The organism is Rhizobium sp. SG570 (genome assembly GCF_012275345.1).
GTDB lineage: Bacteria > Pseudomonadota > Alphaproteobacteria > Rhizobiales > Rhizobiaceae > Rhizobium > Rhizobium lusitanum.
The window spans coordinates 355,019-368,553 of sequence record NZ_JAAZQI010000001.1; the positions used below are offsets into that span (position 1 = coordinate 355,019).

At 60.9% G+C, this 13,535-nt stretch carries 12 protein-coding genes; 5 read left to right on the forward strand and 7 right to left on the reverse strand.

The features are described 5' to 3' along the window. Window positions 1-61 precede the first annotated feature (61 nt). Window positions 62-1,222 carry a CaiB/BaiF CoA-transferase family protein gene (locus FHT28_RS01745; RefSeq protein WP_037196546.1) on the forward strand — a complete coding sequence of 387 codons (1,161 nt, stop codon included), beginning with the start codon at window positions 62-64 and terminating at the stop codon, window positions 1,220-1,222. 41 nt (window positions 1,223-1,263) lie between these two features. Then, the gene (locus tag FHT28_RS01750) at window positions 1,264-2,541 is read left to right on the forward strand and encodes an L-fuconate dehydratase (RefSeq protein ID WP_047555403.1); all 1,278 of its coding nucleotides are present in this window, start codon (window positions 1,264-1,266) and stop codon (window positions 2,539-2,541) included. Window positions 2,542-2,583: 42 nt separating this feature from the next. Here the strand turns inward: FHT28_RS01750 and FHT28_RS01755 are convergent, their stop codons facing one another. Both FHT28_RS01755 and FHT28_RS01760 read right to left on the reverse strand, forming a co-directional pair. Next, the gene (locus FHT28_RS01755; protein WP_168595424.1) at window positions 2,584-4,137 is read right to left on the reverse strand and encodes a VOC family protein; all 1,554 of its coding nucleotides are present in this window, start codon (window positions 4,135-4,137) and stop codon (window positions 2,584-2,586) included. Window positions 4,138-4,257: 120 nt separating this feature from the next. After that, window positions 4,258-4,509 (reverse strand): hypothetical protein, encoded by a 252-nt coding sequence (locus tag FHT28_RS01760; RefSeq protein WP_246704782.1) that lies wholly within the window; start codon window positions 4,507-4,509, stop codon window positions 4,258-4,260. Window positions 4,510-5,020: 511 nt separating this feature from the next. On the opposite strand from FHT28_RS01760, the gene FHT28_RS01765 reads away from it, so the two are divergent. After that, window positions 5,021-5,230 (forward strand): cold-shock protein, encoded by a 210-nt coding sequence (locus FHT28_RS01765; protein ID WP_034503699.1) that lies wholly within the window; start codon window positions 5,021-5,023, stop codon window positions 5,228-5,230. Between the two features lie 207 nt (window positions 5,231-5,437). On the opposite strand, the gene FHT28_RS01770 is transcribed toward FHT28_RS01765, so the two are convergent. Both FHT28_RS01770 and ggt read right to left on the reverse strand, forming a co-directional pair. Continuing rightward, a complete protein-coding gene (locus FHT28_RS01770; protein ID WP_168595425.1) occupies window positions 5,438-6,892 on the reverse strand; it encodes an MFS transporter in 1,455 nt (484 codons plus the stop codon). A 366-nt stretch (window positions 6,893-7,258) separates the two neighbouring features. After that, on the reverse strand, window positions 7,259-9,004 hold the full coding sequence (gene ggt / locus FHT28_RS01775; protein WP_168595426.1) for a gamma-glutamyltransferase: 1,746 nt from the start codon (window positions 9,002-9,004) through the stop codon (window positions 7,259-7,261). 330 nt (window positions 9,005-9,334) lie between these two features. Between ggt and FHT28_RS01780 the strand changes: the two genes are divergently transcribed. Continuing rightward, the gene (locus tag FHT28_RS01780) at window positions 9,335-9,517 is read left to right on the forward strand and encodes a hypothetical protein (RefSeq protein WP_168595427.1); all 183 of its coding nucleotides are present in this window, start codon (window positions 9,335-9,337) and stop codon (window positions 9,515-9,517) included. Window positions 9,518-9,536: 19 nt separating this feature from the next. Here the strand turns inward: FHT28_RS01780 and FHT28_RS01785 are convergent, their stop codons facing one another. Next, window positions 9,537-10,802: a glycerate kinase gene (locus FHT28_RS01785; protein ID WP_168595428.1), complete on the reverse strand. Its 1,266-nt coding sequence runs from the start codon at window positions 10,800-10,802 to the stop codon at window positions 9,537-9,539. A gap of 150 nt (window positions 10,803-10,952) precedes the next feature. Between FHT28_RS01785 and FHT28_RS01790 the strand changes: the two genes are divergently transcribed. After that, window positions 10,953-11,381 carry an OsmC family protein gene (locus FHT28_RS01790; protein WP_034503705.1) on the forward strand — a complete coding sequence of 143 codons (429 nt, stop codon included), beginning with the start codon at window positions 10,953-10,955 and terminating at the stop codon, window positions 11,379-11,381. A 184-nt stretch (window positions 11,382-11,565) separates the two neighbouring features. Here FHT28_RS01790 and FHT28_RS01795 read toward each other — a convergent pair whose 3' ends face one another. Further along, entirely contained in the window at window positions 11,566-12,108 is a 543-nt protein-coding gene (locus FHT28_RS01795; protein WP_037196560.1) for a hypothetical protein, read from the reverse strand. Between the two features lie 9 nt (window positions 12,109-12,117). Continuing rightward, window positions 12,118-13,464, reverse strand: a complete 1,347-nt coding sequence (locus FHT28_RS01800; protein WP_168595429.1) for an LLM class flavin-dependent oxidoreductase — start codon at window positions 13,462-13,464, stop codon at window positions 12,118-12,120. Between the last annotated feature and the right edge of the window lie 71 nt (window positions 13,465-13,535).

Genomic DNA, 13,535 nt, shown 5'->3' on the forward strand with positions numbered 1-13,535 from the left:
GTGTTCGCCGAGGTGGAGAAGCGCTTTTGGCCGAGATGATGGCGGGGGAGCAGAAATACTGATGGCGCTGAAGAAGGACTTGCCGCTGGCCGGGTTGGTGGTCGTCGATATGAGCCAGTTCCTGTCCGGGCCTTACTGCACCCTCAGGCTGATGGATCTCGGCGCCAGGGTCATCAAGATCGAACGGCCCGGTGGTGGCGATCTCTCTCGCGGGCTCTATCTCAGCGATGCCGAGAGCGGCGATTCCACCATTTTCCATGCCATCAACCGTTCGAAGGAAAGCCTCGCGGTCGACCTGAAGAACGAGCGCGATATGAGCGCGCTGCGCAAGCTCATCTCCAAGGCCGACGTTCTCGTGCAGAATTTCCGCCCGGGCGTGATCGAGCGGCTGGGGCTGGATTACGAGGCCGCCAGCAAGCTCAACCCGCGCCTCGTCTATTGCTCGATCAGCGGCTACGGCGAAGAAGGCCCGTGGGTATCGCGGCCGGGTCAGGATCTCCTGGCGCAGTCACGCTCCGGTGTCATGTGGCTGAATGGCGACGAAGGGCAGGGGCCAGTGCCCTTCGGTCTGGCGATCGGCGACATGCTGGCCGGTGCGGCAGCGGCTCAGGGCATTCTGGCGGCGCTGGTTCGGCGCGGCGTGACAGGCGAGGGCGGCCTGGTCGAGACTAGCTTGCTTGAGGCGCTGATCGACCTGCAGGTCGAGGTGCTGAGCGTGCACATGAACAGCGGCAACAAGCTGCCGGAGCGTTCGCATGTTCGCAGCGCCCATGCCTATCTTTCCGCGCCATATGGCGTCTACCCGGTGGCCGACGGCTACCTTGCCATCGCCATGACGCCGATCCCGAAGCTTGCCGATCTGCTCGGCATCGAGGAACTGGCGCCTTATCGAGACGACCCGAAAAGCTGGTTCACCTCGCGCGACGATATCAAGGCGATTATCGCGGCGCGCATTGCGACCCGCGGCGTCGACGAATGGCTTGCTATCCTGGAGCCTGCCGACATCTGGTGCGCCCGGGTGCTGAACTGGCCGGAGCTGCTCGGCAGCGAGGGTTTTCGCGTTCTCGACATGCTACAGACGATCGGACGCGAAGACGGGGTTAGCCTCAGCACCACCCGCTCGCCTATCCGCATCGACGGGCAGCGACCGAAATTCGAGCGTGCGGCCCCGCACGTTGGCGAGCATAATGCGGCGCTCTGGGAGGAGTTCGACCTCGGTTGAGGTTTCGAGAGGCGGCCGATGGATTTAGAAGGAGTTTTCCAATGACGCGCATCACCAATCTTCGCGTTTTCGATTTGCGCTTCCCGACATCGCAGAGCCTCGACGGCTCCGATGCGATGAATCCGGATCCGGATTATTCGGCGGCCTATGTCATTCTCGAGACCGACAGGCCGGGCCTTGCGGGCCACGGCCTGACCTTCACCATCGGGCGCGGCAACGACATCTGCTGCATGGCGATCGAGGCGATGCGGCATCTGGTTGTAGGCACCGAGCTTGCGACGGTGCTGGAAAACCCCGGCAAGTACTGGCGGCATCTGACCAGCGACAGCCAGCTGCGCTGGATCGGCCCCGAAAAGGGTGCGATGCACCTTGCTACCGGCGCGGTCGTCAATGCCGTCTGGGATCTGCTCGCCAAGGAGGCAGGCAAGCCGGTCTGGCGCCTGGTCGCGGAGATGGATGCGGAGCACATCGCCGATATCGTCGACTATCGCTATCTGACTGACGTGCTCAACCGCGACGAAGCGGTCGCCATTCTGAAGAAGGCGGAAGCCGGCAAGGCGGATCGTATCGCCACGCTCGAGCGCGAGGGCTATGCCTGCTACACGACCTCGGCCGGCTGGCTCGGCTATGACGATGCCAAGCTGCGCCGCCTCTGCCAGGAGGCTATCGATGCCGGTTTCAATCATGTGAAGATGAAGGTCGGCCGCGATCTCGAAGACGATATCCGCCGCCTCACCATCGCCCGCGAGGTGATCGGTCCCGATCGCTACCTGATGATCGATGCCAATCAGGTCTGGGAAGTCGGTCAGGCGATCGACTGGGTGCGCAAGCTTGCCTTTGCAAAGCCGTTCTTCATCGAAGAGCCGACCAGCCCGGACGACGTCGCCGGCCATCGCAAGATCCGCGAGGCGATCGGCCCGGTGAAGGTGGCGACAGGTGAAATGTGCCAGAACCGCATCATGTTCAAGCAGTTCATCGCCGAAGGCGCGATCGACATCGTGCAGATCGATTCCTGCCGCATGGGCGGTCTCAACGAAGTTCTGGCCGTGCTGCTGATTGCCGCCAAGTATGGATTGCCGGTCTGGCCGCATGCCGGCGGCGTTGGGCTCTGCGAATATGTGCAGCATCTGTCGATGATCGACTACATCGCCGTGTCCGGCACCAAGGACGGCCGCGTTATCGAATATGTCGACCATCTGCACGAGCACTTCATCGACCCCTGCATCATCCGCGATGCCGCTTACATGCCGCCAAGCCTGCCGGGCTTCTCGATCGAGATGAAGCCGGAGTCGATCACCGAATACACCTTCAAGGGTTGATCATCTGCCTCAAGTACCTTCTCCCCTTTTGGGGGGAAGGGGTCACACGGACTGCTTCAGCCAGCGCTGAATGGCCGGCAAATCGGCATCGTCAAGCTCGTGACCAGCAGGAACGGTCGCAAGGTCGACCTTTGCGCGGCCGTTCTGCAGGCGCTCCGCAAGGGGCTGGGTGTATGGGCCGTACAGATCCTTCTCGCCTGCGATAACAAGCACGTCGGCGGTCGACATATCCACCGCCGGCGGATCGGTCAGCACCGCCATGGACCTTAGCAGCACCGCGCGGCGAATGAGTTGCGGGTGCAGTGACAGCATGGCGCCGAGCAGGTTGGCGCCGTTCGAATAGCCGATATAGACCATGCGCTCCGGATCGAGGCCATAGGCATGGACCGCGCCGTCGATGAAAGCGGCGAAGGCCTCCGCTTCGCTGACGATATCGGCCTGATCGAAGGACATGGGCCCGTTCCGGCGAAACCAGCGCGGCGCGCCTTCTTCGAGCGCCCGGCCGCGCACGCCGAGCAGCGTCGCATGGGCATCGATCTTATGGGCAATCGGCAACATCGCCGTCTCGTTGGCGCCGGAGCCGTGCAACAGGACGAAGATATTGCCGTTCGGCTGCTGCGGCGTGAAGAAACGATGGATGAAGGGCAGGTCGCGATAGATGACGCGCGGGTCGCCGGGCATGGAGAACTGCGGCAGGATCACCTCCAGCTCGGCCTGTCGCTCAGGCTTGTCGTCAGGCGAAAAGAGGCGCGTGCCGAGCGTTGTCTCATCCTCATCGACCAGCATGCCCGGTGCATCCGTTGCCAGTTCGAAGAGGATGCGGCCGGGTTCGCGAACATAGAGCGAGCGGAAATACTTGCGGTCATGCATCGCGGTCGGCCACGAATTGACGGCCTGTAATGCTGTCCGCACGGACTGAAGCTCGGCATCGTCGGCAGCGCGAAAGGCGACGTGGTCGACCGTACCCGTGCCCGGTGCACTCGCCCAGAAGCCGCGCGCATCCCTGATGTCGATGATATCGCCGGGTTCCGACACGAGCCGGCTGATGGCGCCATTGGTTGCCTGCGGCCGATAGTCGAAATGGTTGACCAGAAGCTCCCGCGTCTCGTCCGGCGTTTCGCTGAACAGCGTCGCCCCGCGAATGCGGCGAATGGCGTGCTCCTGCGGGATAGTATCGGTCGTCCAGGGGGCGGCCGCCTGCAAGGCGTTGGTGCCGACCAGCTTGACGATGATGCCGTCGGGATCCTTCAGCCGCAGGACCGGTTCGCCGAATTCCTCGAAAGGACCTTCCGGCTTCAGGCCGGCGCTCAAGGCACGCGTCAGCCAGAAACCGATACTCATGGGGTCGATGCCAAGCGAAATCTCGCCGACCTGGCCGACACCGGCGCGGCCCGGCGAGCCGTCCTCCCAGACGAGGAAGGTCACCAGCGAACCGGGTGAACCCTTCGCGTCGCCATAGAGCAGATGAAGCTGGGTGGCATCCTCGAAGCCGCCCGTGCGCTTGACGAGGCGCATGCCAAGGAAGCCGACGTAGAAATCGACATTCGCTTGTACCTTGCGGGTGATCAGCGTGACGTGGTGGATGCCGGCGACCATGGTTGCTCCAGACTCGATTGTGAGATTGGTCGCAATCTAGGGCACAAGCTGCCGTCTGTTCAATGCGCGGGACGTGGAGGGTGTGTTCACGAAATGCGCAATGACGTCTATCGGGCTATGTTATTTCTCGGATTCGGATTTGGCCGCTTCGGATGCTTTTGCCGTCTTCCGCTTGGCCTTCATCTTTGGCTCCGGCGGCGGTTGTGATGCCTCCTTCTCGAGGCGAAGCTCACGCAGGCGAGCCGTTTTCCGCGCGCGCATCGCCTGTTCGCTGGCGAGGATTTCCTTGACGGTGGAATCGAGCTGATTGGCCTTGGCCGGAGCTGCCTGTTTCTTGGAGCCGAATAGATTGTCTTTGTTGGGTGGCGCCATATCGGCCTCCATGGTTCGTGTCGGCGTTGGCGTTGGTTGCAAATATTGCGCGGTGATCGACCGCGCTTGCAGGACTTATGATTTCATCCTGTAGCAGATGACGCGCCGAATAAGCGATATAATTCCGCGACCCTTGGCGGAAACAGTCAATGGAAGCTCTATCACAAGCTGCAACTTGACGAAAAATACCCGGTGAAGCCTGGCGAAAGATAATGGAAATAGCGGGAAATCAATTGAAAAACCTTCGTTTTTTCAATCCAAAATTGTGTCTGGATTTTCCTCCATCCGGGCCGGTTTTTGATGAGATATCTGGCTGTTTCGATATTTTAGGTGTTTCTGCTTGTGAGGAATATGCATATCGGATATAAGCACCGGCATCGATATTGGTGATTGAACTTTGCTGCGACGCGTTCCGCGCAATACTGACGAGCTTCCTCTCAAAATCGGTGTACTGCCATCCAGTTATTCCCTGGATTGGGATTATTATATGAGCGATTGAAAGGTCATCGTTATGAGCACAGGTACTGTAAAGTGGTTCAATGCTGCCAAGGGTTTTGGTTTCATTCAGCCCGATGATGGCGCGACGGACGTTTTCGTGCATATTTCAGCCGTTGAACGCGCTGGAATGAGCACTCTCCGCGACGGCCAGAAGATTTCCTACGAGCTTGTCAAGGACAAGCGTTCGGGCAAGATGTCGGCTGATCAGCTGGAAGCCATGTAAGCCATTTGTTTCCGATCTTTGGCCACGGATGTACTGGCATCGATCGTCGAGACAATGAAGGAAGAGGTCGGGTTAGCCCGGCCTTTTTTGTTGTCTGCAATCAGCTCCGGTTGAGCAGGGTAGACAAGACCGTCTATCAAGACCGATAGCGCCGCTCGATGATCGGCGCTTTTTATTTTGTCTTTGCAGTTGAGCGGTATGGCCGACTCAGTGTTCGCCGAGCCCATCCGCCGGCGATTTGCGGCGGTGGCCGCTGATCTCCGAGCCGGCCGTGCGCGAGAATCTGGCGTTCCAGATGACCGCAAGAAGCGCGATGGCTGTGACGACGATGAAGGCGACGGAGAAGTCGCTCATTTCGGCTTTCGCATGTCCGCGCAGCTGCGTCGAGCCGTGCAGGGCAAGGGCAGCGATGCAGATGCCGAGAGAAAGCATCAGCTGCTGGAAGGTCGAATAGAAGCTGGTCGCTATGCTCATCCGGTCGCGCTCGATTTCGTCATAGGCGATCGTGTTGTAGGCCGTGAACTGGAACGACATGAAGAAGCCGCAGAAGAACAAGATCACGAAGATGACAGGCAGCGGCCAGTCGGGCTGGAAGATGGAGCACAGTCCGTAGCCGAGCGTGCCGATCAGACCGAAGATGATGAGGGCGGTACGAAAACCGAGCGTGCGCAGGATGCGGACCTGGAACGGCTTCATGGCCATGGAGCCGAGCGCGGTCGCGATGGCGATCTGGCCGGCTGCGGCGGCCGAAAGGCCAAAACCGAGCTGCAGCATCAGCGGAATGAGGAAGGGATGGGCGCCCTGGCTGATGCGCGTCAACGAGCCGGCGATGACCGATGTCCGGAAGGTCGGCACCTTCATCAGCGAGAAATCCATGATCGGCGATGGATGCTTGCGGGCATGGCGAAGATAGGCGATGCCGAAGAGCAGGCCGACCGAGATGAGGAAGACGGCCATATAGCCTTCGCCCTCACGGCTGGACATTTCGAAGCCGAACAGCAGCGAGCCTAGCGAAATGCCTGATAGAATGAAGCCCGACAGGTCGAAACGGCCGTTGCGCGGGCCTTTCACATCTTCGATGAACATCGTCACCAGTATGAAGCCGATGACGCCGATGGGCACATTGATATAGAAGACCCAACGCCAGTCGAGATAGGTAACGAACATGCCGCCGACGGGAGGCCCGAGGATGGGACCGACGAGCGCCGGAATGAGCAGCCAGGACATAGCGTTCACCATATCCTTGCGGGCGACGCTGCGCATCAGCACCAGACGTCCCACAGGCAGCATCATGGCGCCGCCGAGACCCTGGAGGAGCCGCGCGATGACGAGGAAGAACAGGTTCGGCGCCTGTGCGCAGAGAAGTGAGCCGACAACGAAGACCGCAATGGCGGATCGGAAGACGGTGCGCGACCCGAAACGGTCGGCGATGGCGCCGCTGGCGGGAATGAAGATCGCGAGGCTGAGAAGGTATGAAGTCAGCGAGATACTCATGGCTGGCGCGCTGACGCCGAAATCTCTTGCCATGGTCGGAAGGGCTGTTGCGAGCACTGTCGCGTCGAGCTGTTCCATGAACATCGCGCTTGCTACGATAAGCGCTACTACACGAAAATTCGGTGCGGCCCGCCGGGTGGGGGCGGCCTGGAATATCTGATCCGACATTGTCGGGGATCGCTCTCGATGGTGCGGAGGGGTCCGGAGACAGAACCGCAAGTCTGGTCGCGGCGCCAAGGCCGGTTCGAATAGCCGCCTGTATACTCCCGCTCGCGCGCGATTTCTATATCAGAAATCGCAAAACTTATTGATCGAAATGGAAAAAATGACGCAGCCGGGCAGGAATGCAACAACGGATGAATGCCAGATGAACAGATGAGGCATTATGCCGTGGTTGTGGCGCTCACCGTTCATTTTACCATGTAAGATGGTGCGCGCGTCGGCGTTTCGGTCTTAGACGTTGCGCGCAAAAATGCCGGTGCCGAAAGATGACGGCACCGGCCTGTAGTGTCGCGATGGCACGTGGGGAAGCGGTCAGTAGCCTTCGGCAAGGCCCGAGCCGGCGCGGCTGTCCATGGCGCCGTTGTAGCGGGCGCCGCCGCCCTTGGCGATATCGCCGAGGCTCTTGCCGCCGACCAGGATGCCTGCGGCCTGACCCCAGACCGGCCAGTCGCCGCCGACCTGAATCGTGTAGCCCATGCCGGCCAGCAGCTTCATCGTATCGGGTGAGAGCGCATAGGGTTCGGTATAGATCTTATCCGGCAGCCATTGATGATGGATGCGCGGTGCGTCGATCGCCTGCTGGATATTCATGCCGAAATCGATGACGTTGATGATCGCTTCGAGCGTGATGGTGATGATGCGCGAGCCGCCGGGGCTGCCGATCACCATGAAGGGCTTGCCGTCCTTGGCGATGATTGTCGGGCTCATGGATGAAAGCGGCGTCTTGTTAGGCTGGATGGCATTGGCTTCGCCCTGCACCAGGCCATAGAGGTTGGGCACGCCCGGCTTGGAGGTGAAGTCATCCATCTCGTTGTTCAAGAGGATGCCCGTTCCGGGCGCGACGACGCCGGCGCCGAAGGAACCGTTCAGCGTATAGGTGACGGCAACCGCGTTGCCATCGTTGTCGATGATCGAATAATGCGTCGTCTCATGGCTTTCGCCGAGGCCCTTCGGCATCAGATCCTTGGAAATGCCGGCCTTGTAGGGATTGATGCTGTCGCGGATCTTCTTGGCATAGTCTTTGTCCAGCAGCTTGCTGACCGGGTTATCGACGAAGTCTGGATCGCCGAGAGCCGAATTGCGGTCGACATAGGCGTAACGCATGGCTTCGGTCATGAAATGCACCGTATCAGCCGAGGCATAGCCGGTATAGGAAAGCGGGTAGCCTTCCAGCACGTTGAGGATTTCGCAGATGATGATGCCGCCGGAAGAGGGCGGTGGCGAGGAAATGATCTCGTAGCCGCGATAGTCGCACTTCACGGGATCGAGTTCGCGGACCTTATATTGCTCGAAATCCTGGTTTGCGAGAATGCCGCCCTTGTCCTGGCTTGCCTTGACGATGGCGTTGGCGATGGGTCCCTTGTAGAAACCATCCGGCCCCTGTTCCGAAATGCCGGAAAGAGCATTGGCGAGATCCGGCTGCGTCAGCTTGTCGCCGGTTGCAAAGGGCGTTCCGTCCACCTTGGTGAAGATCGCGGCCGTGGCCGGATCGCGCGCGAGCCATTTCTTGCCTCCGTTCAGCTCGGCCGCATCGGCCTGATTGAGCGTGAAGCCTTCCTTGGCATAGCGAATGGCGGGCGCCATCAGATCCTGGCGGGACTTGGTGCCGTATTTCTCGCGGGCCATTTCGAAACCCATGACCGAGCCTGGCACGCCGACGGCAAGATAGCCATCGGTGCTTGCGCCTTTGACGACATTGCCCTTGTCGTCAAGATACATGCCTTTGGTGGCTGCAAGCGGTGCACGCTCACGAAAATCCAGGAATGTGGTCTTGCCGTCCCGCAAGCGGATGGTCATGAAGCCGCCGCCGCCGATATTTCCGGCGGTCGGATAGACCACGGCCAGCGCATAGCCGACCGCGACCGCGGCATCGACGGCATTGCCGCCGCTTTTCAGCACCTGCACGCCGACATCTGTGGCCAGATGCTGGGCGGTGACCACCATGCCATGCTCGGCCTCCACCGGCGGCGGCGACGCGGCTCGGGCTGTCGTGATGGAGAAAAGAGCGAATGTGACCAGAGTGGCCGAGGAGATCGCCCGCAGGCGGAATTGGCGCATGATGATGATGCCTCTCGTTTCCGTATTAGGGGTAAAGGAACCCATCATTGACATGGTGTTCAGCGCGAAAATGGCGATATCCGCGGTTGTGATTTTTTTGACGGTGCCGTCGAGAGATGAATCGAAAGTAAAACGCCCACCTTGCGCGAGAGACCGCGGCGGACGCCAACTGACCAATTATTAAGTCAAGCGCGTGCGACGGACGGCGCCTTTCCTCCTTCCCGGGTATAGGAATTGGCTGTGCCTTCGCACTTGCAATATTTCTTTCATTAGTTCAGCCTACTTTAATGAAGACCTTGTCGAGGCCGAAGTGTTGCGCGGAAGGTAATGATGGCCGTCACGAAGCTCGAACAGTGGAAGAACGAACGCAAGACCAAGGCCAAGCCACTCGTCATTGCCGAGAAGACGCATGTCGTCGAAATCGAGTGCATGCATTGCAGCCGCCACTTTCTTCGATGGACATCGATGGCGGCCGCCTACTGGCGCTGCGACGACTGCACCGTTGGCACCTGACTTGCATCTACCCTAGCGTTTACACGATCAGGATGGCGCGGAAATCGTTGACATTCGTTCCCGTCGGGCCGGGGACGAAGAGATCGCCAATGGCGTTGAACGCCGTCCAGGCATCGTTATTCACAAGCATTTCGGCTGGGATCACTCCGGCGTTGCGCAGCCGCGCCACCGTGCCGGCGTCGGCAAAGGCGCCGGCATTGTCCTCGCTGCCGTCGATGCCGTCGGTATCCGCCGCCATGGCATAAATACCGCCATGGCCGTCTATGTCCATCGCCAGCGACAGCAGGAATTCGGAGTTTCGGCCGCCCTTGCCTTTGCCTCTCAGGGTCACCGTCGTTTCGCCGCCCGAGAGCAGTACGATCGGCCTGGTGAAGGGCCGGTTGCGGTGCAGCACCTCGCGGGCGATGGCGGCATGCATGTGTGCGGCTTCGCGGGCTTCTCCCTCGATGGCATCAGAGAGAATGGCCGTTTCGATGCCGGCTGCGCGTGCCACTTCGGCAGCTGCCTCCAGGGAGACGCCGGCGGAGGCGATGAGATGCACCTCGTTGCCGGCAAAGCGTGGATCATCGGGCCGGGGCGCATCGGCGTCCTGTCTTTCGATATGCGCGAGAACGGCGGCGGGCAGCTCGATCCGGTAGAGGCGGATGAGATCGAGCGCCTCCGCACGCGTGCCGGCACCCGGCACGGTCGGACCGGAGGCAACCAAAGCCGGGTCATCGCCGGGAATATCCGAGACAACAAGCGAGACGACCTTGGCCGGATGAGCTGCCGCTGCGAGGCGGCCGCCCTTGATGGTCGACAGATGCTTGCGGATGACGTTCATCGCCGAAATCGGCGCGCCGGAAGCGAGCAGTGCCTTGTTGACGGCGATCTCGTCGGCCAGCGTCAAAGAGCCGGCCGGAGACGGCAGCAGCGCCGAGCCGCCGCCGGAAATGAGGGCGATCACCAGATCGTCCTCCGTCAGGCCTTCGACGAACTTCAGCAGCCGGCCGGAGGCGATCAGTCCTGCCTCATCGGGCACGGGATGGGCAGCTTCGATGATCTCGATCTGGCGGCAGGGCGCTGCGAAACCATATCGCGTCACCACCAGCCCTTCGAGCGGACCATCCCAGCATTGCTCCAGTGCCGCCGCCATTTGTGCCGAGCCTTTGCCGGCTCCGATGACGATCGTCCGTCCTTTCGGCTTGGCCGGCAGATGCGCGCGAATGCCGGTCAGCGGATCGGCCGCACGCACGGCTGCGTCGAACAGGGAGGTGAGGAAGGCGCGGGGATCGGAAGCGGTCATGTCAAAGTGCCTGTCTGCGATGAGCTTGTAACCATTTGGTGGCTTAACTCGCGCCGACACGCAAGAGGCCACAGCGGCAATTGTGTCCGAGGATGTGAATCCCTATGTTCTGAGCAAGGGTTTTATTGCACGATTTGAAGGATTTTCGAAATGGCCGAATTGAAGGTGAAAACGAGACAGACCGGTGCCACCGCCACGGTTGGCCGCACCGGTCTTCCGCACGTGACATCGGTGACGGGTGGCGAAATCGACATCGTCACCTCGCCATCGCAACCGGGATTCAACCCGCTCGATCTGCTCTATTCGTCGCTGTCGGCCTGTCTGGTTCTCAGCGCCCGCATGGCGGCGAGCAGCCTCGGCGTGCTCGACAAGCTCACCGAAGTCACCGCCGTCGTAACAGGCGAAAAGGCGACGGAAGGGCTTTCCCGCGTCGAGAAATTCAATATCGCCTTCACCATCAAGGGCGATTTCGGCGACGAGATCCGCAATGCGATCGCGCATGCCGCCGAAGACGAGATCTGCACGGTGAGCAACACGATCCGCGGCAATCCGAAGTTCGAGACGGTGATTTCGGGGTAGGGTTGGCGCAGACGGAGAGAGCCCCTCATCCGCCCTGTCGGGCACCTTCTCCCCGTTTTTGACGGGGAGAAGGGGATAGAAGCACCATTACTATCCCTCTTTCAGCTCTGGTCTAAGCGAGGGTACAGAGGTTGTCCCCTCTCCCCGCGAGCGGGGAGAGGGCTAGGGTGAGGGGGCCGTTCCGCTATTTGGCGGGCAGCTCAAACCCTTCCAGATAAGGCCCAAGCTCCGGGTCGATATCCACCTTCACGGCGTTGGTGTAGATCGCCGTGGCGATCATGATGCCGGCGAAGGCGACGAGGTTGACGAGCGTGGGCTCGTCATAGCGCGCCTTCAGCCGCTCCCACAATTCCTCGGGAACGGCATTGGAATCCCTGACGATAGCTTTGCCGAAATCGATCAGCAGGGCTTCGTCTTCGCTCGGCACGATGGTCTCGGGCGTCAGCCCCGCATTGATCAGCGCGCGACGGAAGAAGCCGACCGGGATGATCGAGCGGCATTCCGTTGCAATGGCCTGGCAGAGAAGCCAGACGGCGCGATCATCAAGTGCCGGGCGCAGCTCCTCGCGCAGCGTGAACCATTCGGCATAGATGCGATGCGCCACCGGCGAATGCAGCAGTGTCCGCTTCATATTCGTCATGCGGCCGCGCAGCTCCACTTCGCGGTCGTGCTCGGCACGCACTGCGTCGGAGGCGGTCTCGTAATCGATCGGCGTGATATGGCTCATTGGTATCTCTCACTGCGCTGCCGCAGGCGTTGCCTTGAAGAACCGATTGTCCGGGCGCGGCAGGCCCAGATGCTCGCGCAAGGTCGTGCCTTCGTATTCGCGGCGGAAAATACCGCGGCGCTGCAGCTCCGGAACGACGCGGGTCGTCACGTCGAGGAGGCCCTGCGGCAGGAACGGGAAGACGACATTGAAGCCGTCGGAGCCTTCCTCGTGCAGCCATTGCTCCATCTCGTCGGCGATGGTTTGCGGCGTGCCGACGAAGGCGAGGCCGGCATAGCCGCCGAGACGCTGGGCAAGCTGGCGTACGGTCAGCTTCTCCGCTTCGGCAAGCGCGATGACGCGTTCGCGTCCGCTCTTGCTGGCATTGGTATCCGGAATTTCAGGCAGCAGGCCATCCGGATCGAAGCCGGAGGCATCATGGCCGAGCGCAATCGACAGAGATGCGATGGCGCTGTCGTAGTGAACGAGGCTGTCGAGCTTCGCCCGCTTGGCCTTCGCCTCTTCAACTGTATCGCCGACGACGATGAAGGCGGCCGGCAGGATCTTCAGATGATCGGGGTTGCGGCCAATCTCTCTCATTCGTCCCTTGATGTCGGCGAAAATCGCCTTGCCGTCACCGAGATTGCGCGGTGCGGCAAAGACCGCTTCCGCCGTCTCGGCCGCAAGCTGGCGGCCGGCATCGGATTGTCCGGCCTGTACGATGACAGGCCAGCCTTGAGGAGAACGGGCGATGTTGAGCGGGCCGCGTACGCTCAGCTCCTCGCCCTTGTGGGCGAGCACATGCATCTTTTCCGGGTCGAAGAAGATGCCCGTCTCGGCATTGCGGATGAAGGCGTCGTCGGCGAAGCTGTCCCAGAGGCCGGTGACGACATCGTAGAATTCGCGGGCGCGGTGGTAGCGCTCGCCATGGTCCATATGCTCGTCGAGGCCGAAATTGAGGGCTGCGTCCGGGTTGGATGTCGTGACGATATTCCAGCCGGCGCGGCCGCCGCTGATATGGTCGAGCGAGGCGAAACGGCGGGCGATATGGTAGGGCTGGTCGAAGGTGGTCGACGCGGTGGCGACGAGGCCGATCCTGTCGGTGACGGCGGCCAGCGCCGAAAGCAGGGTAAAGGGCTCGAAGGAGGTTACTGTGTGGCTGCGCTTCAACGCCTCGATCGGCATGTTGAGGACCGCCAGATGGTCGGCCATGAAGAAGGCGTCGAACTTCGCCTTTTCGAGCTCCTGCGCAAAGCTCTTGATATGCTGGAAATTGAAATTGGCGTCGGGATAGGCGCCAGGATAGCGCCATGCGCCGGTATGCAGGCTGACGGGGCGCATGAAGGCCCCGAGCTTCAATTGCTTCTGTTCGGTCATCGGCTCAGTCTCTCTCGAAAATTGCCGGGTCGCCACAACATCGCGACGCCGTCGTCAGCGGAATATGCACT

What these genes read in the sequence shown, in the direction of transcription:
- FHT28_RS01745 (WP_037196546.1), top strand. Translation starts at nt 62, where the DNA reads ATGGCGCTGAAGAAGGACTTGCCGCTGGCCGGGTTGGTGGTCGTCGAT.
- FHT28_RS01750 (WP_047555403.1), top strand. Translation starts at nt 1,264, where the DNA reads ATGACGCGCATCACCAATCTTCGCGTTTTCGATTTGCGCTTCCCGACA.
- FHT28_RS01755 (WP_168595424.1), bottom strand. Translation starts at nt 4,137, where the DNA reads ATGGTCGCCGGCATCCACCACGTCACGCTGATCACCCGCAAGGTACAA.
- FHT28_RS01760 (WP_246704782.1), bottom strand. Translation starts at nt 4,509, where the DNA reads ATGGCGCCACCCAACAAAGACAATCTATTCGGCTCCAAGAAACAGGCA.
- FHT28_RS01765 (WP_034503699.1), top strand. Translation starts at nt 5,021, where the DNA reads ATGAGCACAGGTACTGTAAAGTGGTTCAATGCTGCCAAGGGTTTTGGT.
- FHT28_RS01770 (WP_168595425.1), bottom strand. Translation starts at nt 6,892, where the DNA reads ATGTCGGATCAGATATTCCAGGCCGCCCCCACCCGGCGGGCCGCACCG.
- ggt (WP_168595426.1), bottom strand. Translation starts at nt 9,004, where the DNA reads ATGCGCCAATTCCGCCTGCGGGCGATCTCCTCGGCCACTCTGGTCACA.
- FHT28_RS01780 (WP_168595427.1), top strand. Translation starts at nt 9,335, where the DNA reads ATGGCCGTCACGAAGCTCGAACAGTGGAAGAACGAACGCAAGACCAAG.
- FHT28_RS01785 (WP_168595428.1), bottom strand. Translation starts at nt 10,802, where the DNA reads ATGACCGCTTCCGATCCCCGCGCCTTCCTCACCTCCCTGTTCGACGCA.
- FHT28_RS01790 (WP_034503705.1), top strand. Translation starts at nt 10,953, where the DNA reads ATGGCCGAATTGAAGGTGAAAACGAGACAGACCGGTGCCACCGCCACG.
- FHT28_RS01795 (WP_037196560.1), bottom strand. Translation starts at nt 12,108, where the DNA reads ATGAGCCATATCACGCCGATCGATTACGAGACCGCCTCCGACGCAGTG.
- FHT28_RS01800 (WP_168595429.1), bottom strand. Translation starts at nt 13,464, where the DNA reads ATGACCGAACAGAAGCAATTGAAGCTCGGGGCCTTCATGCGCCCCGTC.